Genomic DNA, 22,419 nt, shown 5'->3' with positions numbered 1-22,419 from the left:
TTATTTCATAGGTCTAGGGCTCATGGGTTTATTTTCACGTAACGATACTTCCTCATCGTCGGGTCGCCGCGGCAGTGCTTCCAGCGATTCACAATTATCGGAACTGCGTGGACGGGCTCGCCGCCGTCTGATCGGTGCGCTGGCTCTGGTTCTGGCCGTCGTCGTGCTGGTGCCCATGCTGACCGCCGACAAGACCCCACCTGAGCCCGAGCAGTCTTTGGCCCTGGGGCCCATCGGTCAGACAACGGGGCAGGGCACGGTGCAGACTCGTCCTGGCGAGCTGGTGGTGCAAGAAGGCACGCCTGCTCCTGTCATCGAACAACCTGACGAGCCGCTGGTCACTGATCCTTCCACCAGTACCGACGGTGGTCTGGCCGTGGTCAATCCCGGTCTGGAAACTGATCCTGCTCCTGTCACGACACCTAGCACTCCCGCTGCGCCGCCGCCCGTGACCACACGTCCAGAGCCGCCCAAGCCGGTTGAGAAGCCCAAGCCTGTCGAAAAACCCAAGCCAAGCCCAGCGCCTGCACAAAATGGCCGTACCGATGACGGCTCCTACGCGCTGGCCCTGCTGGAAGGCCGTGTACCGAGTAAACCAGCCCCTGCTGCTGCTAAACCGGCTACGCAACAAGGCAACTTCATTTTGCAGATTGTCGCCTATTCCAACCAGAACGATGCCCAGTCGCGTCGTGATCAGCTGGTATCGGCCGGTGTGACCAATGCCTATGTAGAGACGGCACAAAGTGGTGGCAAGCCAACCTATCGTTTGCGTGTGGGGCCATTCCCCACCCGTGAAGCGGCTCAGGCAGCCCAGGCCCGCTTGCGCTCGCTCGGTTACGAGAACAGTTTTATCTCGGCTAAGTGAGCAGCTTCGACTATATCGTCCTTGGAATTGTGGGTGTATCAGGCCTTCTGGGCCTGATACGCGGATTGATCAAGGAAGTTCTTTCGCTCAGCGCCTATTTGCTGGCCTTCATGGCCGCAATCTGGTGGGGGCCACGCACATCAGGCTGGATACAAGTCTGGGTAGAAAACGGCTTATTACGTACGGCTTTGGCCTACGGAGCCGTTTTTTTTATGGTCTTGCTGCTGGTGGGCCTGTTGAACATGCTGTTGGCCAGCTTGATCGAGCAAACGGGTTTGACGCCCGCCGATCATGGCTTGGGCGGCCTGTTCGGACTGGCTCGCGGGGTGCTGCTGGTGCTGATTCTGGTCATCCTGGCCGGGCATACCGATTTACCTAAGGAACCGTGGTGGGAGCAGGCCAAGCTGGCCGAGCCTGCGATCCGCGCGGTGCAGTCGATTAAGGCCATGCTGCCGCCGTCTCTGGCAGAATGGCTGCCTTATTGAGAACACACTAACGGGAACCAATCATGTGTGGAGTTGTAGGGGTTGTTGCGCGCAGCCCTGTAAATCAGTTGATCTATGACAGTTTGCTCTTGCTGCAGCACCGCGGGCAGGATGCAGCGGGGCTGGCGACCTGGCACGACCAGTTCTTCAGCATGCACAAGGCATTTGGCCTGGTGCGGGACGTATTCCGTACCCGCAACATGCGCTCCTTGCCGGGCAATAGCGGTATTGGCCATGTGCGTTACCCCACGGCAGGCTCCAGCCAGAGCGTGGAGGAGGCGCAGCCGTTTTACGTCAACGCCCCATTTGGTCTGAGCTTTGTGCACAACGGCAATCTGACCAATTGGCGTGAGCTGCGTGAAGAACTGTTCACCATTGATCGTCGCCACATCAATACCAACTCGGATTCCGAGGTTCTGTTGAATGTGTATGCCCACGAGCTGCAACGCGCTGCCACGGGTCCTGAGCTGACTCAGGACGAAGTGTTTGAAGCCGTCGCTGCTGTGCACCGCCGTGCGCGTGGGGCTTATGCGGTAGTCTCGCAAATCGCCAATTTCGGTCTGGTGGCTTTCCGTGATCCGAACGGGATTCGTCCTTTGTGCCTGGGTCGTAATGTGACGCCCAAGGGTGAAGAATGGATGATTGCTTCCGAGTCCGTTGCCTTGACCGGTTGCGGCTTCGAGCTGGTCCGCGACGTTGAGCCCGGCGAGGCCATCATTGTGGATCTGGACGGTAATCTCAGCAGCCGCCAGTGCGCCGAGAACCCGCGCCTGAATCCCTGTGTCTTTGAGTATGTGTACTTCGCCCGCCCCGATTCCACCGTTGATGGTGTGTCGGTTTACGACGCCCGTTTGCTAATGGGGGAGTACTTGGCCGAGAACGTCGCCAAGAACCTGCGTCTGGCCGATATCGATGTGGTCATGCCTATCCCTGACTCGGCGCGTCCTTCGGCCATGCAGTTGGCAGCACATTTGAACCTGAACTACCGCGAAGGCTTCATCAAGAACCGCTACGTGGGCCGCACCTTTATCATGCCCGGTCAGGAAGTGCGCAAGAAGTCGGTGCGTCAGAAACTGAGTGCTATTCCCATGGAATTCCGCGGCAAGAACGTGCTGCTGGTGGATGACTCCATCGTGCGTGGCACAACGAGCCGCCAGATTGTGGATATGGCCCGTGCCGCGGGTGCGAACAAGGTGTTCTTTGCTTCGGCAGCGCCACCGGTCCGCTTTCCGAACGTGTACGGCATCGACATGCCTACGGTTTCCGAGCTGATCGCCACAGGTCGTGATGTGGATCAGGTTGCCAAGGAAATTGGTGTGGATGGCCTGGTTTATCAGGACCTGCACGATCTGGAGCAATCCCTGCGTGACTTGAACCCACGCTTTGCCGGCTTTGAGTCCTCCTGCTTTAGCGGCGAGTACGTTACGGGGGATGTGGACGAGGCGTATCTGAATCTGTTGGCAGAAGGCCGCAAAAATGGTCGTGAAGTGCCTGATGTAACGGACTGATAGCTTGATCTTGTGCCTGATTGGAAAAACCCGCTTTTATGGCGGGTTTTTTTGAATTTATGATTGCGGGGTGGTTTTGGATATTTTATTTTCAGGCTTTAATTATCAGCCTCTTATATAAATTAAACCTATTATTTTTTTATTTTTGATGATTTTATAATCTACGAATTAATTTCATATCATTTAATAATCGGCTTATATTTTCTTTGCTTCTTTCGATAAATCATGCGCCTTGGTGTGCATTCTATCTGGAATCAAAGATGAAAAATCCAAGTAAAGATAGCGAGTCTGATCAGGCATTAACAGATCCTGATCCCACTGAGCAGATTCCAGTCAGTATTCAATCTGGTATCGAATTTCCTGCCTTGCATCATTTGCTGGAGCAGGCCCTGGAGCAAAACCGGGTGATGGGTGCCGTGGTGCTGGTGGCTTACCAAGGTGAACTGATATTTCGTTTTAGTGGTGGTTGGGCGAATAAGGAGCTGGCCCAAGCCATGCATGAAGATACGGTCTTCAGTTTGGGGTCCTTGAGCAAGACAATCAGTTCCTGGCTGGCCTTGCGTTTGATTGAGCGGGGACTGCTTTCTTCGAAAGATAGGATCACGCGCTATCTTCCCCATTTCGGCCCCAGTTTCAATTCTATTTGCCCACCTATTTCCATTCATCAATTGCTGACTCACACATCGGGGCTTAGTTATCGTTTTATTGATGGTGAGCAGAGTGCCTACGCTCACGCCCAGGTAAGTGATGGGCTGGATGATCCAGAGCTGAGCTGGCAAGAGAATTTTCGACGTATTTGCTCCGTACCACTACGTTTTGCACCGGGTACGGGCTGGCGTTACTCCTTGGGAGTGGATGTGGTGGGGCAGGCTTTGCAAATTGCTTCGGGACGGGGCTTGTCGGAGTTACTGGAGGACAGCATTAGTCGTCCCTTGGGCTTGAGACATTGTTCCTTTTACAAGCACGATGATTTTCAGATGGCCATGTCGTATCAAAATCATGAGACTTGCTTGACGCGGGTGGATGGTGCGTTGGATCTGGGTATCGGCGTGCTGCGGTTTGATGAGCAGAGCCTGTCACAGCGCTCCAGGCCGATCTATGCGGGGGCATCCATGCTTGGGTCCGGGGCAGATTTGATGCGCATACTTCTGGCTTTGCGAAATGGGAGTTTGCTTTCCAAACCGTATTGCGAAGCGCTGTTTACCGATCATGTGCCATATTCTGCCAAATGCATGTGGCCAAATTGGGGCTATACCTACGGGGCCGCCATTTCACGACAGCCGCCTGAGCGGACCATGCCGATGTCTGCTGGAAGCTTGCAGTGGGTCGGTGCATTCGGGCAGAAGTGGATGTTTGATCGACAGCAGGATCTCATCATTGTCAGCATGACCAATACCGCTCCAGAGGGCCTGTTTGGTGCATTTCCGGATCAGGTTCGTGATGCTGTTTATACCGATTTGGGTTTGATGCCTGATTGAGCGGGATGGAACAAAAAAGCCCTGCTGGAAGGCAGGGCTTCACGGCTGTAGTGGCTGCCCAGGCGCTCAGGCCCCTCGTCGCTTGAACAGCGTCAGCAACAAACCCAGGCCCAGGATCACAAATAGCGCCAAGCTCCAGTAAGCGTATTCAATCCCCAGCAAAGGTTGGCGTGCATCCATGCAGGAGGCATAAATACCAAATAGCCAAGGCAAGCCGCTTTCCAGGCCGGACTGGGTGATGAAGCGATCGGCAAAGGTCTGGTCGCAGCTGAACAGGTGCTGCGCGACCGATACCTGGTACCAGGCAGCCAGAATGCCACCTACTGAGGTAGCCAGACCCAGCAAGCTGGCGACGGTAGAGCTGCGCTGATGCCCCAGTTGACGCAACACACCAGCAACCAGGCTGAATACGCCCAACACAATGAAAATCAGGCGTTGCAGGACGCACCAGGCGCAAGGTGGGATGCTGAATACATGCTGGGAAAGCAGTGCAATGCCTACGCCGGAAAAGGCGAGCAGGGTGATCAGGTAGTAGGGTGCAGCGGACTGGCGGGAGGATGCGGCCATGGTATCAAGAGGAACTTAAAGAATGAAAGGTAGATGCTTCGTGCAGCAAACCCAGGAAAAGTTCATGGAAACCGGCCCAGGTAATCTGCACGCCCAGGCATAAGAGAATAAAGGCGGACAGGCGCATCACGACAGCCGTGCCATTTTTACCCAGTTTGTACAGGAATTGCGATGCAAAACGTAAGGCCAGAAACACGATAAAACTGGCCGCAGCAATAGCTGGCAGCGCGCCAGCCAGCTTGCTCATGGTGCCGGTGACCGAGTTGTCATGCAAGGTCGCCCCTACCGTCAGTGCTGCAGACAAGGAGCCGGGGCCGCAGAGCATGGGGAAGGTCAGGGGGTAGAAGGCTTTGGAGCGAATCTGTTCCCAGGAGTAGGACTCGGCCATGTTCTGGGCGTGCGCCGCATCAAAGTCCGAGGCGTTGATCAATCGCCAGGCCGTGCCTATGACCAGCAAGCCCCCGCCAATACGAATGATGGGCAGGGAAATGCCAAAGAAATTCAGCACGATATTGCCCGCCACCATGGCAATGGCCAGCATGATGAAAATATTGATGGCGACTTTCTTGGCAAGGCGGGCACGGTCAGGCACGCTGGCGCCTTCGGTCAGGGTCAGAAAGATGGGGGCAGCCGCAGGCGGGTTCAGCATGGGCAATAGCGTCGCCAATGCAAACAGGAAGCTGCGGCTGACATCAGCAAATACGGAGGAGATTTCCATTAAGACGGGGTGGCTTGTTGAGAGAGGGCTAAACGTACATCGCGCTCCAGGCGCAATTGATTACGGTTTTGTTCCAGTGCGGCACCACTCAGGATAAAGACGTCTTCCACGCGGTCGCCCAAGGTCATGACTTTGGCGGAGCGTAGCTGCACGTCGTGGTGCTCGAATACTTGGGCGAGACTGTACAACAAACCGCGCCGGTCTGTGGCACTTAGCGTCAAAATCCAGTCCTGACCCTGTTCATCCTGGCGCAGGTCCACGGTGGGTTGAATGGGGAAGACGCGGGCCCGGCGGGAGCGTATGTCGCGGTAGTGGTCGTGGGGGTGCTCGTTGGGGAGCCAATCCTGCTGGAGTGCCTGGCACAGCTCGGTTTCGATCAGCAAGGGATCGCGTCGCAGGGCGTGATCGTAGGTGGGCAGCATCACGACAAAGCTGTCCAGTGCCCAGCCGTGGCGAGTCGTGTAAATGCGTGCGTCCTGGATGCTGACGGCCTGGCTGTCAAAGTAGCGACAGATGCGCAAGAACAGGCGGCTGGCGTCCTTGGTGTAGACCAGCACTTGCAGCGCATCGGTTTGTCCGGCGGGACGTATGCGCACCACCGGTGTCGGGCTGTGAGACTGGTGGTAGAGCTGGATGGTATGCCAGGCGATTTCGCTGGCGTCGTGGCGCAGGAAATAGGGCTTGTCCAACCATTGCCAGAAGTCCTCGCGAGCTTCGTCCAGCAGACCGGCCAGGCGAATTTCGCCAGCGGCGTCACGCTTGCGTTGATCCAGTACGGACACGCCATCCTTGGCCTGCCGTCCCAAAGCTGCCAGTGACAGCTTGTACAGGTCTTCCAGCAGCTTGCCTTTCCAGGAGTTCCATACCGTTGGGCTGGTGGCCCGAATGTCGGCGACAGTCAGCAGGTACAGGGCAGTCAGGCGGCGTTCCGTACCTACGGTCTGCAGAAACTGGAAAATGACATTCGGGTCGCTCAAATCGCGTTTCTGAGCCACTTGCGACATGGTCAGGTGCTCGCGCACCAAAAACACCACCAGTTCTGCGTCTACCGGCATCAAGCCGTGATCCTGGCAAAATGCCAAGGCGTCCTGCGCACCCAGCTCGGAGTGGTTGCCGCCGCGTCCCTTGGCAATGTCGTGAAAGAGGGCGGCAATATACAGTAGCCAGTGGCGATCAAAACCGCTCATCAGCTGATTGGCCATGGATAGCTCTTCGCTGTGCTCGGCCATGGTGAAGCGGCGTAGATTGCGTATGACCTTTAGCGTGTGCTCGTCTACGGTGTAAGCGTGAAACAGGTCGTGCTGCATTTGTCCGACGACGCGTCGAAATACCGGCAAATAGCGTGGCAGCAGGTTCAGCAGATTCATCAGCCGCAAGGTATGCACGATGCCTTTGTTCTGCTGCAGGATTTCCAGAAACAGACGTCGATTCCGGGGCTCGGCCCGGAACTTGGCATCGATCAGGCGGCGGGCGTGCCAGAGGGCTCGCAAGGTGTCGGCTTTCAGGCCACGCAGATTGGGCTGTTGCTGCAAATGCAGCATGGCTACAAAAATCAAAGAGGGGTCTTGCTCGAAGCCATCAGGCTGACGCAGTTCCAGCTGTCCATGATGAATCTGGAAATGGCTGTCCAGAATCAGCGGTTCCTGATCGGTTTGCGGGAACAGGTGTTCCTCGATGCTGCGCATCAGGATCAGATTGAGCTGGCTGACAATCTTGGCGGCCCAGTAGTAACGCTGCATCAGCAGTTCGCTGGCGCGTCGGGTGGCCGTGGGTTGAAAACCGTAAATGTCAGCCAGACGTGGTTGCAGGTCAAACAGCAGTCTGTCTTCGGCGCGGCCAGTCAGTAGATGAAGCTCAATGCGCAGACGCTTGAAGGCTTCTTCCACGCGTTGCAGAGCTTTCAGCTCGGATTGCGTCAGTAGTTCGGATTGCGCGACATCCACCCAGCTGCGTCCCAAACCGGCTGCCCGTGCCATCCAGAGCAGCACCTGCAGGTCGCGCAAGGCGCCAGGAGACTCTTTGCAATTGGGTTCCAGGGAGTAGGGGGTGTCTTGCAGATGCGCATGACGCTGCTGCTGTTCGGCCTGTTTGGCCAGGAAGAAAGCCTGCGGGTCCAGCTGGCTTTGCAGTTGCTGTTGGGCATGGCGTAGCAGCAATCGGGAACCCGCCAGCCAACGGCTTTCCAGCAAGGCGGTTTCGGTGGTGATGTCCTGGCTGGCTTGTTCCAGGCATTGGGCGGGCGTGGCCACATTATGGCTGGGAGCCAGACCTATATCCCACAAGGCGGCGACCAGAGCCTGAATTCGGTCTATATCCTCTGCATTGGGCTCGCGCTGCAACAGGATCAGCAAGTCCACATCCGAATGCGGATACAGCTCCCCGCGACCATACCCCCCCAAGGCCGCCAGGCTGGCTTGGCGGGGCAGGGGGTAACGGACCAGAAGTTCACGCAGACCTTGGTCGCAAATCTGGCACAGGCTTTTGAGCAGGCGATCGCAATGCAGGTCTTGTCTGAAGCGCTCGTAGGCCCTGGCCCGGCGGCAAGCAATTCTGTCGCGAAGCTGGGCCAGGAAAGACATGGTTCAGGCCTTGTTGATGATGGCTGGAGGGGCAGGCATGCCGGGCGAGACGGTCAGCACTTCGTAGCCGGTATCGGTTACCAGCACCGCGTGCTCCCATTGGGCCGACAGGCTGTGGTCGCGTGTCACCACGGTCCATTGGTCAGCCAGCGTGCGCAGTTCGCGACGACCGGCGTTGATCATGGGCTCGATGGTGAAAATCATGCCGGGTTCCAGTTTTACGCCGGTGCCGGGTTTGCCGTAGTGCAGCACTTGCGGATCCTGGTGAAACTTCTGGCCCACACCATGGCCGCAGTATTCGCGCACAACGGAAAAACCTTGTTTTTCAGCGTGTTGCTGAATGGCGTGGCCGACATCACCCAGGGTGGCGCCGGGTTTGACTTGATCAATACCCAGCCACATGCATTCGTAGGTGGTTTCAGTCAGGCGGCGGGCCAGGATGCTGGGCTCGCCCACGTAGTACATACGGCTGGTGTCGCCAAACCAGCCGTCTTGAATAATGGTGACGTCCATATTCAGAATGTCGCCATTTTTCAACACTTTATCGCCGGGGATGCCGTGACAGATGACGTGGTTGACGGAGGTGCAAATAGAGCCTGGAAAGGGTGGGTAGCCAGGAGGCGCGTAGCCTACGGTGGCAGATTTGACCCCCAGTTCATTGATGCGCTCCATGCACAGGCGATCCAGTTCGCCGGTCGTGACACCTGCTTTGACAAAGGGAGTCAGGTAATCAAGGATGGATGCCGCGGTCTGGCAAGCAGCGCGCATTTTTTCGAGATCAGTGGGGTCTGTGACGAGAATACTCATAGCAACTTGAACAGGTCTATTGAAAAATAGTAGAATTATAGGCTTTTGTGAATTTTGCAGTTACGCTCCGTCCCGTTTGGGGGGATCATGTGTCGCGGAACACCGCGCCAAATCTGGGCTTTCCTGGTTTGACCAGTTTTTCTTGGGCCGCCTGAATTTTCAGGCTGGATGAGCCAAGCCAGGCATCAGGAAATCGTGCCCCAAGATTGGAAGAAGCCTCGGGCCATGGCCAGCCAGCAAAAACACGCAGAATTCACAACACATACAGGGTCAACACGATGACAAGCGTTGCGAAAGCAACAGGGCGGCAGCCCGGTTCTTGTTCAAGTGATGCTGACCAAGCAATCCTCTAGGATACACCTGCGAACAGTACCCTGTATGCAGGCGGTAGCCAGAAAAGTTTCAGGCTCGGGCCCGGATGGCAGATATCTTGTCTGCCTGCAGGCGTGAGTCCGTTGCAGTGCAGGCGTTCGCTCATGCTGGGCAACGTTTTTATGTTTTAAGTTGTAAATCGCGTGACTGTCCGTCTCGGGGTGTCTGGAATGCAGCACAGGCTGCGGCCCTTACCGGATACCGGGCAGTTACAAGACCAAACCCTTGGAGAACTTTATGTCTTTAATGCGTGAAATGCTGGAAGCTGGTGTGCACTTTGGCCACCAAACCCGTTACTGGAACCCCAAGATGGCTCCGTTCATCTTCGGCCAGCGTAACAACATCCACATCATCAACCTGGAAAAAACGGTTGTTCAGTACGAAGAAGCAACCAAATTCGTGCGTCAACTGGCTGCCCGTGGTGGCAACGTGCTGTTTGTAGGCACCAAGCGCGCTGCTCGCGAACTGGTGGCTGCTGAGGCTGAACGTTGCGGCATGCCTTACGTCGACAGCCGCTGGTTGGGTGGCATGATGACCAACTTCAAAACGGTCAAGACTTCCATCAAGCGTCTGAAAGAAATGGAAGCTCAGATGGCTGAAGGTCGTCTGGAAACCATGAGCAAGAAAGAAGCCTTGATGTTCGAACGCGAACTGGAAAAGCTGAACAAGGCCATCGGCGGTATCAAGGACATGAACAACCTGCCTGACGCCCTGTTCGTGATCGACGTTGGCTACCACAAGATTGCCGTGGCTGAAGCCCGCACTCTGGGTATCCCTGTGGTGGCCGTGGTTGACACCAACCACTCGCCAGAAGGTCTGGATTACGTGATCCCTGGTAACGATGACTCGGCCAAGGCTATCGCTCTGTACGCCCGTGGCATGGCTGACGCCGTGCTGGCTGGCCGCGAACAGAACCTGAACGGTCTGGTTGAAGAAATCGCCGCTGACGAAGAGTTCGTCGAAGTTCAGGCTGACACCCAGGAGTAACAGGCTCACCGCTGTCTGCCAGACACCATCAGTTGTCATGGCAGACAGCTACAGTGATCCTTCGTATCGCCCCGGCTTGCCGGGGCATGTTCTACAGAATTGGAGAAAACCGTGGCTCAAATCACCGCATCGATGGTTAAAGAATTGCGCGAGAAAACCGACGCGCCCATGATGGAATGCAAAAAAGCACTGACCGAAGCCGACGGCGATATGGCACGTGCTGAAGAAATCTTGCGCGTGAAGCTGGGCAGCAAGGCTAGCAAAGCAGCTACCCGCGTTACCGCTGAAGGCCTGGTTTCTGTTTACATCGCTGACGATGCCAAGACCGGCTCCGTAGTTGAAGTTAACTGCGAAACCGACTTTGTTGCCAAGAACGATGACTTCATCGGCTTTATCAACGACGTCGCCCAACTGGTCGCCAAGAACAACCCGGCAGATCTGGCCGCTTTGGCTGAACTGCCACTGGCCGACAGCAATGTCGAGACCGTGCGCGCTGCTCTGGTTGGCAAAATTGGTGAAAACATCTCTATCCGTCGCTTCCAGCGCTACGAAACAGCCGGCCAACTGGCCAGCTACGTTCACGGTGGCAAGATCGGCGTATTGGTTGATTTCGCCGGTGGCGACGAAGAAGTGGGTAAAGACCTGGCCATGCACATCGCCGCGACTCGTCCTAAAGCCATGGACGCTTCGGGTGTTGACGCTGCCGAGATCGAAGCCGAGCGCTCCGTGGCTGCTCAGAAAGCCGCTGAATCGGGCAAGCCTGCTGACATCGTCACCAAAATGGTTGACGGCGCTGTTGCCAAGTTCCTGAAAGAAGTGACTCTGTTGAGCCAGCCTTTCGTCAAGAACGACAAGCAAAGCGTGCAGCAAATGCTGGACGAGAAAAAAGCATCGATCGCTGGCTTTACCCTGTACGTTGTGGGTGAAGGCATTGAGAAGCGTGTTGAAGATTTCGCCGCTGAGGTAGCTGCCGCTGCCGGTCAAGCCTAATCTAGCTTGTTTTTTCAGGGCAGGCACCGTAGTGGCGGTGCCTGCCCTGCTGCTTTACACTCTCTTCTGTCTTCGTCACTTGGAATCCCACCCATGACTACCCCTCATTACAAACGTGTTCTGTTGAAGCTCTCCGGCGAAGCGCTGATGGGCGAGGACTCGTTCGGTATTAATCGCAGCACAATCATTCGCATGACGGAGGAGATCGCCCAGGTTGCCCAGTTGGGGGTACAGCTGGCTATCGTGATTGGCGGGGGCAATATCTTTCGCGGCATCGCTCCAGGTGCCCAGGGCATGGATCGTGCGACAGCCGACTACATGGGCATGATGGCTACCGTCATGAATGCGCTGGCCTTGCAAGATGCCTTGAAGCACCGTGGCCTGGATGCCCGTGTGCAATCTGCCCTGAATATTGAGCAGGTCGTAGAGCCTTACATTCGTCCCAAGGCACTGCGTTACCTGGAAGAAAACAAAGTTGTTATTTTTGCAGCCGGTACGGGCAACCCGTTCTTTACCACCGATACGGCAGCAGCCTTGCGCGGCGCCGAAGTGGGTGCGGAAATCGTACTGAAAGCGACCAAAGTCGACGGCATCTACAGTGCCGATCCCAATAAAGACCCAGGTGCGACGCGTTACTCGCGTATCAGCTTTGATGAGGCTATCGTACGCCGTCTGGAAGTGATGGACGCGACCGCCTTTGCCTTGTGTCGCGATCAGAAACTGCCGATCAAAGTGTTCTCCATCAACAAGCCCGGCGCCCTGACGCGCGCGGTCTCTGGTGAAGATGAAGGCACCCTGGTTCACGTTTAAAGTTATAGGAATTTAGTCCATGAGTCTTTCCGAGATTAAAGCATCGACCGACAGCCGGATGGGTAAGTCCCTCGAGTCTCTCAAGACAGGCCTGGCCAAAATTCGCACTGGCCGTGCTACTGCAGGCTTGCTCGATCACATTCAGGTTGAGTACTACGGCTCCATGGTGCCGGTCAGCCAGGTGGGCAACATCACGGTGGTGGATGCTCGCACGCTGAACGTGCAAGTGTGGGAAAAGCATATGGCTGGCCCGATTGAAAAAGCCATTCGTGACAACGAGTTGGGTCTGAACCCCATCTCGATGGGCGAGAGCATTCGTGTGCCCATGCCTGCGCTGACCGAAGAGCGCCGTCGCGATCTGGCCAAAGTGGTGCGTGGCGAAGGCGAAGATGCCAAGGTCGCCATTCGCAACCTGCGTCGTGACGCCAATGACACGCTTAAAAAGCAAGTCAAGGACAAGGAAATCTCCGAGGACGACGAGCGTCGCGCCCAGGACGAAATCCAGAAGCTGACCGACAAGTATGTGGCTGAAGTCGACAAGCTGATCGCCCAGAAAGAAGCCGAGATCATGACGGTCTAACGGCTTTTGCACAGGTGGCTAGGTGATTTCTTTCAGTTCTACCCAAACTATTCCGGAACACGGTCAGGTTCCTGGCCACCTGGCGATTGTCATGGACGGCAATGGACGATGGGCAACCCGTCGTCTTTTGCCACGCACGGCAGGGCACTTGCGTGGTGTGCAAACCGTCCGGCGTATTGTCGAGGCCTGTGGCGAGCTCGGCGTGCGTTATTTGACCCTGTTTGCTTTCAGCTCCGAGAACTGGCGACGCCCTCCTGAAGAGGTGTCTCTGTTGATGGGGCTGTTCGTCAAGATGCTGCAAAAAGAAGTGGCAACACTGAAAAAAAACGGCGTCCGACTTCATATTATTGGTGAGCTATCCGCATTTAGCGAAGAATTGCGCGGGCTGATTGCCGATGCAGAAGAACAAACGCGTGATAACGACACCTTGCATTTGACGATTGCCGCCAATTACGGTGGTCGTTGGGATATTTTGCAGGCGACCCGAAAGGCCTTGGCTGCCAATCCCCATTTGGTCGATCATCCTGAACAACTGGATGAGGCCATGTTCAGTCCCTATTTGGCGATGTCTTACGCCCCCGAACCGGATCTGTTCATCCGCACGGGCGGAGAGCGCCGCATTTCCAATTTTTTGATCTGGCAGATGGCCTATACCGAACTGTACTTTACAGACGCGTACTGGCCGGATTTTGACCGGGCGCAGCTGGAGCAGGCCTTCGAGTGGTATCGTGGGCGCGAGCGGCGCTTTGGGCGCACCAGTGCCCAGGTGCAGGGTAGCCCCGCGCCTTGACGGAGCCTTATCTATGTTGAAACAACGAGTCATCACCGCCCTGATCCTGCTGGTCATTCTGGGCGCGGCCATGCTTGCCCCCGTGCGCTGGCCATTGCTGGCTATTTTTGTCCTGATGAGTACGCTGGCTTGCTGGGAATGGGAGCGCCTGAGTTTGACCCAGGAGCAGCAGCGTTGGGCCTGGCCCCTGGCCATGCTCAACGGTGCCTTGATGCTGTGGCTAAGCGTGCACTGGTATCACACCGGCCCGCAAGGGCAGGCGGCCGATTTGGTCTACCGTGGTCTGGTGCCCCTGATGGCGGTCTTGTGGGTCGTCGGCGCTACCGGGCTGGTGCTGCAAGCTCAGGCCACACAGCGTGCGCAAGGGGTCTTGCTCAGCGTGATGGGTGTACTGGCTCCTTTGGTTGCCTGGGCCAGCCTGTATCTGTTCCTGCATACGCAGGGCATTGTCTATGTGCTCTCCTTGCTGGTCCTGATCTGGGTGGCAGACATCGCTGCTTATTTCGCTGGACGTGCCTTCGGTAAAGCCAAGCTGGCCCCGCGTGTCAGCCCTGGCAAGACCTGGGCTGGAGCGCTCGGTGGTATGGTTGCCGCTGCTGCATGGATGTTGATCAGCGCAAATTGGGCCGGCAGTTTCGGTGCCGATGTGCAGCAGCGCTGGGGCTGGGTCGCCACGGCTGCTTTGGGCCTTGCGCTGGCGGCTCTGTCTATCGTGGGTGACTTGTTCGAGTCCCTGCTCAAGCGTCGTGCCGCTGTTAAAGATTCCAGTCAATTATTGCCCGGTCATGGTGGGGTGTACGACCGTATCGACGCCTTGCTGCCGGTTGCTCCCGTGGCCTTGCTGCTAAGTGGGGCGTGGCTCTTTTAGTCCTGCGTGGATTCAAAGTGTTTGCGTCAAGGAAGAACTCATGAGTTTCCAGCATGTATGTGTGTTAGGGGCCACTGGCTCTATTGGTATCAGCACACTGGATGTGATTGCTCGTCATCCCGATCGGATGGCGGTTTATGCCGTGAGCGGCCACACTCGCATGGAGCTGTTGGCCGAGCAAGCTCGTAACAGCGCAGCCCGTGTTGTCCTCGTGCCGGATGAAGCTGCGCGTAGCCGCTTTCTGGCCGCGTGGCAGGGCGGTGCCTTGCCAGAGATTCGGGTAGGTGCTCAGGCGCTGGCCGACACGGCTGCCGATCCGCAAGTCACTACTGTCATGGCCGCGATTATCGGCGCCGCAGGTTTGCCCTCGGCCCTGGCCGCTGCACGTGCTGGCAAGCGTGTGCTGCTGGCTAATAAAGAGGCGCTGGTTGCCGCAGGTCGTATCTTCATGCAAGCCGTGCAAGAGGGTGGGGCGCAGTTGATGCCCATTGACTCTGAGCACAGCGCCATCTACCAATGCCTGGCGGGTGAGCTGCCGCCAGAACCCGGTCAGCCAGTTGCGGCTCTGCGCCGTCTTCTGGTAACCGCTTCCGGTGGACCTTTCCGCTCGCGCAATCTGTCCGAGCTGGAGGGAGTGACCCCCGAGCAGGCCTGCGCGCATCCTAACTGGAGCATGGGCCGCAAAATTTCGGTGGACTCGGCCACCATGCTGAATAAAGGTCTGGAAGTAATCGAGGCGCATTGGCTGTTTTCAGTGCCTGTTGACCAGATTGATGTGGTGGTGCATCCGCAAAGCGTGATTCACTCCATGGTCGAGTACATAGACGGTTCCGTCATGGCGCAATTGGGTCAGCCTGACATGCGTACGGCGATTGCCTACGGTCTGGGCTTTCCGGAGCGTTTGTATAGCGGCGTAGGCTTGCTGGATCTGGCCACAATGGGACGTCTGGATTTTGAGCAGCCCGATTTTCTGCGTTTCCCCTGTTTGCGACTGGCCTATGATGCCTTGCGCAGCAGTCAGGCCGCCTGCGTGACCTTGAACGCCGCCAATGAAATCGCCGTAGACCGCTTCCTGGAGCGGCAGATTGGCTATACTCAGATTCCGGCTGTGATCGAGCATTGTCTGGACAAGCTCAATGGCCGTGCCAGCCAGGCCTTGGATGCTCTGGACGGGGTCTTGGAGCTCGATAGCGAAACCCGTTCGCTGGCGCTGGATTACTGTCGAAGCTCTGCGCGTATTTAACAGGACTTAACATGCTCTTTACCGTGCTGGCTTTCTTGGTGGCGTTGGGCGTGCTGGTGACCTTTCACGAGCTGGGCCACTACTGGGTGGCCCGTCGTTGCGGGGTACGGGTAGAGCGGTTTTCGATTGGTTTTGGCAAGGTGTTGTACCGCCGTTCTGACAAGAATGGCACCGAATGGGCCGTCTCGGCCTTGCCCTTGGGCGGCTACGTCGCCATGCAAAATGATCCGCCTGCTCATGCCACGCAGGCGCAGATCGACGAATCTTTCAACCACAAACCCCTGCGACAACGTGCCGCGATTGTGCTGGCGGGCCCGATGGCCAACCTGATTCTGGCCGTGGTGATCTATGCCTTTGTGGGCTTGCTGGGTACTCAAGAGCCTATTGCGCAAATTGGCCCTGTTCCAGAAGGGACACCCGCCGCACAAGCTGGGTTCGAGGCTGGAGATCGCCTGGTCTCTGTCGATGGCAAGCCGGTGGACTCCTGGTTGCAGGCGCGTTGGGCCTTTATGGATGCCTTGTCCTCGGGTGGCGAGCTGGAAGTGGGCGTCAAGGACCCGCTTGGACAGGAAAAAAATCGTTACTTGAGATTACCGGCGGGCGAGATTTTGCCAAACGGGCAGGACTTGATGGCCCAGGCAGGATTGATGCTGCGTCCGGCGCGATCCATCGTCCAAGAGGTGTTTAAAGATACGGCAGCCGAACAGGCAGGCCTGCGGGAGGGTGACCTTATTATCCGGCTGGATGATTTGATCGAGCCCGGGATCACGGCTTTCGTTCAAAAGGTGCAACAATCCGCAGGCAAGACACTGGAGCTTGAAGTGCTGCGGGACGGCGAAATTCAACGCCTGCTCCTCGCTCCTGAAGGTGATGCCAATGCGCAGGGGCGTATCGGTGCAAAAGTGGCTATGGATATGCCCATGACACTGGTGCGTTATGGGCCGATCGAGAGCGTGGAACGCGGATTTACCCGTACCGGGCAGACCTTCTGGTTCTCTTTGAAGATGATCGGGCGCATGATTACGGGGGAAGTCTCTGTACGTAATGTCAGCGGGCCGGTTACTATTGCGGATTATGCGGGCCAGACAGCACGTATTGGCTTGATCGCCTACCTGAATTTCCTGGCCTTGATCAGTATTAGCATCGGTTTACTGAATTTGTTGCCCGTACCTATGTTGGACGGGGGACATCTACTGTACTATGCCATCGAAGCTGTGCGCGGCAAGCCCGCTTCGGAGCGTATGATGCTTGTCGGTCAGCGCCTGGGCCTGGCCTTGTTGGCCCTGCTGATGAGTATTGCTTTTTTTAATGACATCACCCGCCTTTTCAGTTGAGGGCGGGTGGCATACAATTTCCAACCATTTGACCGACCAAGGATTGTCCAGGATGTCGTTTAGCCGGAAACCTACTTTTGCGTTGCGTGTTCTGCCCGTATTGGTGGCAAGTCTGCTTGCTCCCGCCTTGGCGAATGCATTTGCACCGTTTGTCGTGCGCGATATTCAAGTCAACGGCATCCAGCGGGTCGACCCCGGCGCCGTGTTCTCGTCCTTGCCTGTCAAGGTCGGTGAGTCCTTCTCGGAAGAGCAGGCCGCAGACGCGATTCAGCGTTTGTACGCCACAGGCTTTTTCAGCGACGTGCAAATTGACACCAGCACCAATGTGCTGATCGTCAACGTCAAAGAGCGCCCAACCATCGCGTCGGTGTCCTTTAATGGCATGCGCGAGTTCGATGCGAAGAATATTACCAACTCCCTGGCTCAGGTAGGCTTTGGAGAAGGCCGGGTTTTTGACCGTTCCATGCTGGAACGTGCCGAATTCGAGCTGAAACAACAATACCTGTCCAAGGGCAAGTACGGTGTGGAAATCACGCCCATCATCACGCCCTTGCCACGTAACCGCGTCGGTGTCAGCTTTGACATCTTTGAAGGCGGTCTGGCCAAGATCAAGGAAATCCGCATCGTCGGTACGGAAGCCGTCTCGCAAGGTGACTTGCTCGATCAGATGGAACTGACGACTTCGGGCATGATGACCTGGTACACCGGTACCGATAAGTACTCCCGCGAGAAGCTGGAAGGCGATATGGAGCGCATCCGCTCCTACTACCTGAATCGCGGCTTTCTGGAGTACTCCGCCGAGGCTCCTCAGGTTTCGATTTCCCCGGATCGCAAAGATATTTTCATCACCTTGACCATCCACGAAGGCCAGCCCTACAAACTGAGCAGTGTCAAGCTGGCGGGTGATCTGCTGGGTCTGGAGGACAAGATCCAGCCTCTGGTGCAGCAGAAAGAAGGCGAGGTCTTCTCCTCGGACAAAACCAGCGCCACTGTGAAATCGATTACCGAATACCTGGGTGGCTTGGGTTATGCGTTTGCCAATGCCAACCCGAATCCGGTTCTGGATCGCGAAAATCACACGGCTGACTTGACCTTCTACGTCGATCCCGGTCGTCGCGTGTATGTGCGTCGTATCGAGGTGGGCGGAAACGTCCGTACCCGTGATGAAGTGGTACGTCGTGAAATGCGTCAGCAAGAAGCGGCCTGGTATGACTCGGACGCCATCAAGTTCTCGCGTGACCGTATTGACCGTCTGGGCTACTTCAATGAAGTGGACGTGAACACCAAGCCTGTGCCTGGTTCGCCTGACCAGGTCGACGTAAACGTGGACGTGAAAGAAAAGCCCACCGGCTTGGTTAACCTGGGTATTGGTTACGGCTCCACTGACAAGTTGATGTTGTCGGCAGGTATCAGCCAGGACAACATCTTCGGTAGCGGTAATAGTCTGTCCTTGCAGGTCAATACCAGTAAGGTGAACCGTGCGGCGGTGATCAGCCACACCAATCCTTTCTGGACGGGTGACGGCATCAGCAAAACCACCTCGATTTACTACCGTCGTACCACGCCTTACCAGTCCAATGATGGTTGGGGTGATTACCAGAACACCGCCATTGGTGCGGGCTTGAACTTTGGCGTGCCTATTTCCGAGTACGACCGTATTTTCATGGGTGTGAACTTTGAGCAGAACAAGCTCTCACGCCTGAGCCCCCAGTACACGCCACGTGCCTATCAGGATTATGTGAACGAGTACGGTGAGCGCACCAATACGTTTATTTTTAATCTGGGTTGGTCCAAAGACACCCGTGACAGCGCGATTGCTCCCAACAAGGGTAGCCTGACCAGCTTGTCGGCGGATATGGGTACCGTGGACCTGCGCTACTACATGCTGCGCGCCAGCCACCAGCACTACATTCCATTGGGTCGTGCGTATACATTGGCTCTGAATGGTGCCATTGACTATGGTCGCAGCATTGGTGGCAAGACCTTCCCGGTCATCAAGAACGTATACGCCGGTGGTATCGGTTCGGTACGTGGCTATGAAGGCGCATCCTTGGGTGGTCGAGACACCTTGACCGGTGACTACCTGGGTGGTTCGCGTCGCATGATCGCCAACGCCCAGCTGTACCTGCCTTTCCCGGGCGCGTCACGTGACCGCACGTTACGTTGGTTCGTCTTTGCCGATGCCGGTAAGGTCGACAACACTAGCGGTGGTTGTGCAATGGGTCGCCCTGATCGTTTGTCGGAAGACCCATGCGGTTGGAAGTACGCTGCAGGTCTGGGCTTGTCGTGGGAATCCCCGCTCGGTCCTTTGCAGCTGTCCTACGGTCGCGCCTTGCGCGCCAAGGAAGGTGACGACAAACAAGCCTTCCAGTTCCAGATTGGTACCGCTTTCTGATGTTCGTGTTTAGTGGCACAATTGCACTATTCTGCAGCCTAATTAGCAAGGTAGATTTTTCATGAAGTCAAACATCGCATTAAAACTTACAAACATCGCCCGCAGCTTGTCGCGTGGCAATAAAGCGCTCGTTCTGGCTGCCGCGCTGGGTGTCGGCGCCATGACCGCTGCACCTGTTGTTCAGGCACAGACCAAAATCGGTTTTGTCAGCACAGAGCGTATCTTGCGTGATTCCAAGCCCGCCAAAGCTGCCCAGACCAAAATCGAAGCAGAATTCAAGCGTCGCGACGAAGAACTGGAGCGCATGGCCAACAACCTGCGTTCGCAAGCTCAGAAGTTCGACAAGGACGCTCCTGTTCTGTCCGAGTCTGACCGTGTGAAGCGTCAGCGTCAGCTGGCTGATCTGGATTCCGATTTGCAGCGCAAGCGTCGCGAATTCCAGGAAGACTTCAACCGTCGCCGCAACGAAGAGTTCTCGGCCATTGTTGAGCAGGCTGATGCCGCCATCAAGCGTATTGCTGACTCCCAAGGCTACGACCTGATCATTCAGGACGCCGTTACGGTTAGCCCACGTGTGGACATCACCGAGGAAGTTCTGAAAGCACTGGGCGGTTGATGCACTATGCCGGTATTGCTGAACGTTGATCAGGCTGTACAGCTGTCTGAACTTATAGACGCCATCAACAAGACCGGACTGGATTGCAAGCTGCCAGAAGGCATTAAAGAGCCTATGCCCCGGATTCGGGGCCTAGGCTCTTTGCTTTCTGCGGGCCCGGAGGAAATCAGCTTTCTGTCCAATCCCAAGATGCAGGATCTGCTGGAGCAGACCTCTGCTGCGGTGGTGATTCTGACGCCACAAGTCTATGAAGGTCTGGGCTTTGCACCGTCTTTTATCCCGGTTTTGTGCTCGCAACCTTATCTGATGTACGCGCTGCTGGCGCAACGTTTTGATCAGGTACGCATGGCGGATTTGCCTCAGGGCATTCATCCCAGTGCGGTGATTGATCCCAGCGCTGACTTGGGCGAAGGCGTGTCGGTCGGGCCATTCTGTGTGATCGAGGCCGGTGTCAAGATCGGACGGGGCACCCGTTTGGGCGCGCATTGCGTAATTGGCGCAGGCTCCACCTTGGGTCAGGACTGCTTGCTGCACGCACGTGTCACTCTTTACCATCAGGTGCATATTGGCGCACGCGCCATTCTGCATTCGGGTGTGGTGCTGGGCGCGGACGGTTTTGGTTTCGCACCGGATCCCGTGAAAGGGAAGGGGGCGTGGGCCAAGATCGCGCAGATCGGTCATGTACGTATTGGTGACGATGTTGAAATCGGTGCCAATACCACGGTGGATCGCGGCGCACTGGACGACACGGTGCTGGCCAACGGCGTCAAGCTTGATAACCAGATCATGATCGGTCATAACGTGCAGGTCGGTGAGCATACCGCCATGGCGGCGTGTGTGGGGGTGGCCGGCTCTACCCAGATCGGGGCACGTTGTACGATTGCCGGGGCAGCGATGCTCTCGGGACACCTGGTTCTGGGGGATGACGTGCACGTCTCTGGTGGTACGGCTGTCACTTCCAGCATCAGCCAGCCCGGACGTTATACCGGGGTTTATCCCTTTGCAGGACACCAGGACTGGCAGAAAAATGCTGCCGTGTTGGGACAATTGAGCGGTTTGCGCCGTCGCCTGCGTTCTTTGGAACGTCAGCAGGCGGATGGGGCAAATGAATCATCTGAACATATCAATAAACAAAAATAAGCAGGACAGGACATGGAACTCGACATTCGACAAATTATGGATCGCCTCCCTCATCGTTACCCGATGCTGTTGGTCGATCGCGTCTTGGAACTGGTGCCCGGCAAGAGCATCGTCGCCATTAAAAACGTGTCGATGAATGAACCCTTTTTTACAGGTCACTTTCCGCATATGCCGGTTATGCCTGGGGTCTTGATCATTGAAGCCATGGCTCAGGCAGCCGCACTGTTCTCTTTTACCGATCCCGAGGATCCGTACGCCAAAGTGGACAACAAACTGGCCTATTACCTGGTCGGTGTGGATGGCGCGCGTTTCCGCAAGCCCGTGATGCCAGGCGATCAGTTGCGTCTGGAAGTGACGGCTGACCGCATCAGCCGCGCTTTGTGCAAGTACACAGGCCGCGCCCTGGTCGATGGCCAAGTGGTTGCCGAAGCCAAAATTATGTGTGCTATCCGTCAATTGGAAGAATAGTTTATGCGTATTCATGAAACGGCCATCATCGAAGCAGGCGCTCAGCTTGCAGATGATGTCGAGGTCGGGCCTTACAGCATTATCGGGCCCAATGTCACGATGGGGGCGGGCACCAAAGTGGGCCCTCACTGCGTGATAGATGGCGTGACCACGATTGGTCGCAACAACCATTTCTACCGTTTCTGCTCCATCGGGGGCATGCCGCAGGACAAGAAGTACGCTGGAGAACCGACTCGCCTGGAAATCGGCGATGGCAATATGGTTCGTGAATACGTCACCATCAATACCGGCACGGTGCAGGATGTAGGCGTGACCCGTGTTGGCAATGACAACTGGATCATGGCTTACACCCACATTGCTCACGATTGCCAGATTGGCAATCACACGATTATTGCCAATAGCGTCCAGCTGGGCGGTCACGTACATATTGGCGATTGGGCCATTCTGGGCGGTTTGACTGCCGTGCACCAGTTCGGTCGTATCGGTGCGCACAGCATGATTGGTGGTACCAGCTCGGTGCGTCAGGATATCCCTCCTTACGTCATCGGTGCAGGCGATCCTTTCCGTCCTGTCGGTGTCAACAGTGAAGGCTTGGGCCGTCGCAACTTTTCGGCTGAAGCGATTTCGGCGGTGAAGGAAAGCTACAAGCTGCTGTATCGTCGCAAGCTGACGGTGGAGCAGGCGGTAGAGCAAATGCAAGCCTTGCAGGAAACGCAGCCTGACTGCCGTGCCGCGGTTCAGGTCATGATCGACTTCTTGAATGACTCCAGCCGGGGTATTTGCCGACCATGAGCAGCGCCTCCAGCCTATTAGCGGCAC

General features: G+C 56.4%; 21 protein-coding genes. 17 read left to right on the top strand and 4 right to left on the bottom strand.

What is annotated here, in order from left to right; genetic code table 11:
* The first annotated feature begins 22 nt into the window (after nt 1–22).
* The 4 genes from NBV64_RS10555 to NBV64_RS10540 all read left to right on the top strand — a co-directional run bounded on the left by NBV64_RS10555 (nt 23) and on the right by NBV64_RS10540 (nt 4,336).
* Nucleotides 23–865 carry an SPOR domain-containing protein gene (locus NBV64_RS10555; RefSeq protein ID WP_250755741.1) on the top strand — a complete coding sequence of 281 codons (843 nt, stop codon included), beginning with the start codon at nt 23–25 and terminating at the stop codon, nt 863–865.
* Complete coding sequence (locus NBV64_RS10550; protein ID WP_009457028.1) at nt 862–1,350, top strand: CvpA family protein; 489 nt, start codon at nt 862–864, stop codon at nt 1,348–1,350. Before NBV64_RS10555 ends, NBV64_RS10550 begins: the two co-directional genes overlap by 4 nt.
* A 23-nt stretch (nt 1,351–1,373) precedes the next feature.
* Nucleotides 1,374–2,858 carry an amidophosphoribosyltransferase gene (gene purF / locus NBV64_RS10545; protein WP_009457026.1) on the top strand — a complete coding sequence of 495 codons (1,485 nt, stop codon included), beginning with the start codon at nt 1,374–1,376 and terminating at the stop codon, nt 2,856–2,858.
* A 260-nt stretch (nt 2,859–3,118) separates the two neighbouring features.
* Nucleotides 3,119–4,336 carry a serine hydrolase domain-containing protein gene (locus NBV64_RS10540; RefSeq protein ID WP_250755739.1) on the top strand — a complete coding sequence of 406 codons (1,218 nt, stop codon included), beginning with the start codon at nt 3,119–3,121 and terminating at the stop codon, nt 4,334–4,336.
* Nucleotides 4,337–4,402: 66 nt separating this feature from the next.
* On the opposite strand, the gene NBV64_RS10535 is transcribed toward NBV64_RS10540, so the two are convergent.
* Genes NBV64_RS10535 through map form a run of 4 tightly spaced genes read right to left on the bottom strand, consistent with a single transcriptional unit; the run spans nt 4,403 to nt 9,007 of the window.
* Nucleotides 4,403–4,903: a disulfide bond formation protein B gene (locus tag NBV64_RS10535; RefSeq protein WP_250755738.1), complete on the bottom strand. Its 501-nt coding sequence runs from the start codon at nt 4,901–4,903 to the stop codon at nt 4,403–4,405.
* A 4-nt stretch (nt 4,904–4,907) separates the two neighbouring features.
* A complete protein-coding gene (locus tag NBV64_RS10530) occupies nt 4,908–5,621 on the bottom strand; it encodes a MarC family protein (RefSeq protein ID WP_009457020.1) in 714 nt (237 codons plus the stop codon).
* Complete coding sequence (locus NBV64_RS10525) at nt 5,621–8,200, bottom strand: [protein-PII] uridylyltransferase (protein WP_021446551.1); 2,580 nt, start codon at nt 8,198–8,200, stop codon at nt 5,621–5,623. Before NBV64_RS10525 ends, NBV64_RS10530 begins: the two co-directional genes overlap by 1 nt.
* Before the next feature lie 3 nt (nt 8,201–8,203).
* Nucleotides 8,204–9,007, bottom strand: coding sequence for a type I methionyl aminopeptidase (gene map, locus NBV64_RS10520; RefSeq protein ID WP_009457018.1), 804 nt, complete (start codon nt 9,005–9,007; stop codon nt 8,204–8,206).
* A 609-nt stretch (nt 9,008–9,616) separates the two neighbouring features.
* Between map and rpsB the strand changes: the two genes are divergently transcribed.
* The 13 genes from rpsB to lpxA all read left to right on the top strand — a co-directional run bounded on the left by rpsB (nt 9,617) and on the right by lpxA (nt 22,392).
* Nucleotides 9,617–10,366 carry a 30S ribosomal protein S2 gene (gene rpsB, locus NBV64_RS10515; protein ID WP_021446553.1) on the top strand — a complete coding sequence of 250 codons (750 nt, stop codon included), beginning with the start codon at nt 9,617–9,619 and terminating at the stop codon, nt 10,364–10,366.
* A 111-nt stretch (nt 10,367–10,477) separates the two neighbouring features.
* A complete protein-coding gene (tsf, locus tag NBV64_RS10510; RefSeq protein ID WP_009457016.1) occupies nt 10,478–11,356 on the top strand; it encodes a translation elongation factor Ts in 879 nt (292 codons plus the stop codon).
* Nucleotides 11,357–11,449: 93 nt separating this feature from the next.
* The gene (gene pyrH, locus NBV64_RS10505; protein WP_003799741.1) at nt 11,450–12,166 is read left to right on the top strand and encodes a UMP kinase; all 717 of its coding nucleotides are present in this window, start codon (nt 11,450–11,452) and stop codon (nt 12,164–12,166) included.
* Between the two features lie 19 nt (nt 12,167–12,185).
* Nucleotides 12,186–12,746 (top strand): ribosome recycling factor, encoded by a 561-nt coding sequence (gene frr, locus NBV64_RS10500; RefSeq protein WP_009457015.1) that lies wholly within the window; start codon nt 12,186–12,188, stop codon nt 12,744–12,746.
* Nucleotides 12,747–12,771: 25 nt separating this feature from the next.
* Nucleotides 12,772–13,536, top strand: a complete 765-nt coding sequence (gene uppS / locus NBV64_RS10495) for a polyprenyl diphosphate synthase (protein WP_035271876.1) — start codon at nt 12,772–12,774, stop codon at nt 13,534–13,536.
* Nucleotides 13,537–13,549: 13 nt separating this feature from the next.
* Nucleotides 13,550–14,404 carry a phosphatidate cytidylyltransferase gene (locus tag NBV64_RS10490; RefSeq protein WP_009457013.1) on the top strand — a complete coding sequence of 285 codons (855 nt, stop codon included), beginning with the start codon at nt 13,550–13,552 and terminating at the stop codon, nt 14,402–14,404.
* A 40-nt stretch (nt 14,405–14,444) separates the two neighbouring features.
* Nucleotides 14,445–15,647, top strand: coding sequence for a 1-deoxy-D-xylulose-5-phosphate reductoisomerase (locus tag NBV64_RS10485; RefSeq protein ID WP_250755736.1), 1,203 nt, complete (start codon nt 14,445–14,447; stop codon nt 15,645–15,647).
* Between the two features lie 11 nt (nt 15,648–15,658).
* Nucleotides 15,659–16,981 (top strand): RIP metalloprotease RseP, encoded by a 1,323-nt coding sequence (rseP, locus tag NBV64_RS10480; RefSeq protein WP_250755734.1) that lies wholly within the window; start codon nt 15,659–15,661, stop codon nt 16,979–16,981.
* 52 nt (nt 16,982–17,033) lie between these two features.
* The gene (gene bamA / locus NBV64_RS10475; protein ID WP_009457011.1) at nt 17,034–19,376 is read left to right on the top strand and encodes an outer membrane protein assembly factor BamA; all 2,343 of its coding nucleotides are present in this window, start codon (nt 17,034–17,036) and stop codon (nt 19,374–19,376) included.
* 61 nt (nt 19,377–19,437) lie between these two features.
* Nucleotides 19,438–19,992: an OmpH/Skp family outer membrane protein gene (locus tag NBV64_RS10470; protein WP_003799754.1), complete on the top strand. Its 555-nt coding sequence runs from the start codon at nt 19,438–19,440 to the stop codon at nt 19,990–19,992.
* Between the two features lie 6 nt (nt 19,993–19,998).
* Entirely contained in the window at nt 19,999–21,132 is a 1,134-nt protein-coding gene (gene lpxD, locus NBV64_RS10465) for a UDP-3-O-(3-hydroxymyristoyl)glucosamine N-acyltransferase (protein ID WP_250755732.1), read from the top strand.
* A 12-nt stretch (nt 21,133–21,144) separates the two neighbouring features.
* On the top strand, nt 21,145–21,600 hold the full coding sequence (fabZ, locus tag NBV64_RS10460; RefSeq protein WP_003799758.1) for a 3-hydroxyacyl-ACP dehydratase FabZ: 456 nt from the start codon (nt 21,145–21,147) through the stop codon (nt 21,598–21,600).
* A gap of 3 nt (nt 21,601–21,603) precedes the next feature.
* Nucleotides 21,604–22,392, top strand: a complete 789-nt coding sequence (gene lpxA, locus NBV64_RS10455; protein WP_250755730.1) for an acyl-ACP--UDP-N-acetylglucosamine O-acyltransferase — start codon at nt 21,604–21,606, stop codon at nt 22,390–22,392.
* Nucleotides 22,393–22,419: the final 27 nt, after the last annotated feature.

Origin of the sequence: Alcaligenes sp. DN25, assembly GCF_023674485.1 — a bacterium.
GTDB classification, from domain to species: domain Bacteria; phylum Pseudomonadota; class Gammaproteobacteria; order Burkholderiales; family Burkholderiaceae_B; genus Alcaligenes; species Alcaligenes phenolicus.
This window is presented reverse-complemented; position numbering and strand designations above follow the sequence as displayed.

What these genes read in the sequence shown, in the direction of transcription:
- fabZ (WP_003799758.1), top strand. Translation starts at nt 21,145, where the DNA reads ATGGAACTCGACATTCGACAAATTATGGATCGCCTCCCTCATCGTTAC.
- rseP (WP_250755734.1), top strand. Translation starts at nt 15,659, where the DNA reads ATGCTCTTTACCGTGCTGGCTTTCTTGGTGGCGTTGGGCGTGCTGGTG.
- NBV64_RS10525 (WP_021446551.1), bottom strand. Translation starts at nt 8,200, where the DNA reads ATGTCTTTCCTGGCCCAGCTTCGCGACAGAATTGCTTGCCGCCGGGCC.
- map (WP_009457018.1), bottom strand. Translation starts at nt 9,007, where the DNA reads ATGAGTATTCTCGTCACAGACCCCACTGATCTCGAAAAAATGCGCGCT.
- NBV64_RS10535 (WP_250755738.1), bottom strand. Translation starts at nt 4,903, where the DNA reads ATGGCCGCATCCTCCCGCCAGTCCGCTGCACCCTACTACCTGATCACC.
- NBV64_RS10555 (WP_250755741.1), top strand. Translation starts at nt 23, where the DNA reads ATGGGTTTATTTTCACGTAACGATACTTCCTCATCGTCGGGTCGCCGC.
- pyrH (WP_003799741.1), top strand. Translation starts at nt 11,450, where the DNA reads ATGACTACCCCTCATTACAAACGTGTTCTGTTGAAGCTCTCCGGCGAA.
- lpxD (WP_250755732.1), top strand. Translation starts at nt 19,999, where the DNA reads ATGCCGGTATTGCTGAACGTTGATCAGGCTGTACAGCTGTCTGAACTT.
- NBV64_RS10540 (WP_250755739.1), top strand. Translation starts at nt 3,119, where the DNA reads ATGAAAAATCCAAGTAAAGATAGCGAGTCTGATCAGGCATTAACAGAT.
- lpxA (WP_250755730.1), top strand. Translation starts at nt 21,604, where the DNA reads ATGCGTATTCATGAAACGGCCATCATCGAAGCAGGCGCTCAGCTTGCA.
- NBV64_RS10485 (WP_250755736.1), top strand. Translation starts at nt 14,445, where the DNA reads ATGAGTTTCCAGCATGTATGTGTGTTAGGGGCCACTGGCTCTATTGGT.
- NBV64_RS10530 (WP_009457020.1), bottom strand. Translation starts at nt 5,621, where the DNA reads ATGGAAATCTCCTCCGTATTTGCTGATGTCAGCCGCAGCTTCCTGTTT.
- purF (WP_009457026.1), top strand. Translation starts at nt 1,374, where the DNA reads ATGTGTGGAGTTGTAGGGGTTGTTGCGCGCAGCCCTGTAAATCAGTTG.
- NBV64_RS10470 (WP_003799754.1), top strand. Translation starts at nt 19,438, where the DNA reads ATGAAGTCAAACATCGCATTAAAACTTACAAACATCGCCCGCAGCTTG.
- bamA (WP_009457011.1), top strand. Translation starts at nt 17,034, where the DNA reads ATGTCGTTTAGCCGGAAACCTACTTTTGCGTTGCGTGTTCTGCCCGTA.
- frr (WP_009457015.1), top strand. Translation starts at nt 12,186, where the DNA reads ATGAGTCTTTCCGAGATTAAAGCATCGACCGACAGCCGGATGGGTAAG.
- NBV64_RS10490 (WP_009457013.1), top strand. Translation starts at nt 13,550, where the DNA reads ATGTTGAAACAACGAGTCATCACCGCCCTGATCCTGCTGGTCATTCTG.
- rpsB (WP_021446553.1), top strand. Translation starts at nt 9,617, where the DNA reads ATGTCTTTAATGCGTGAAATGCTGGAAGCTGGTGTGCACTTTGGCCAC.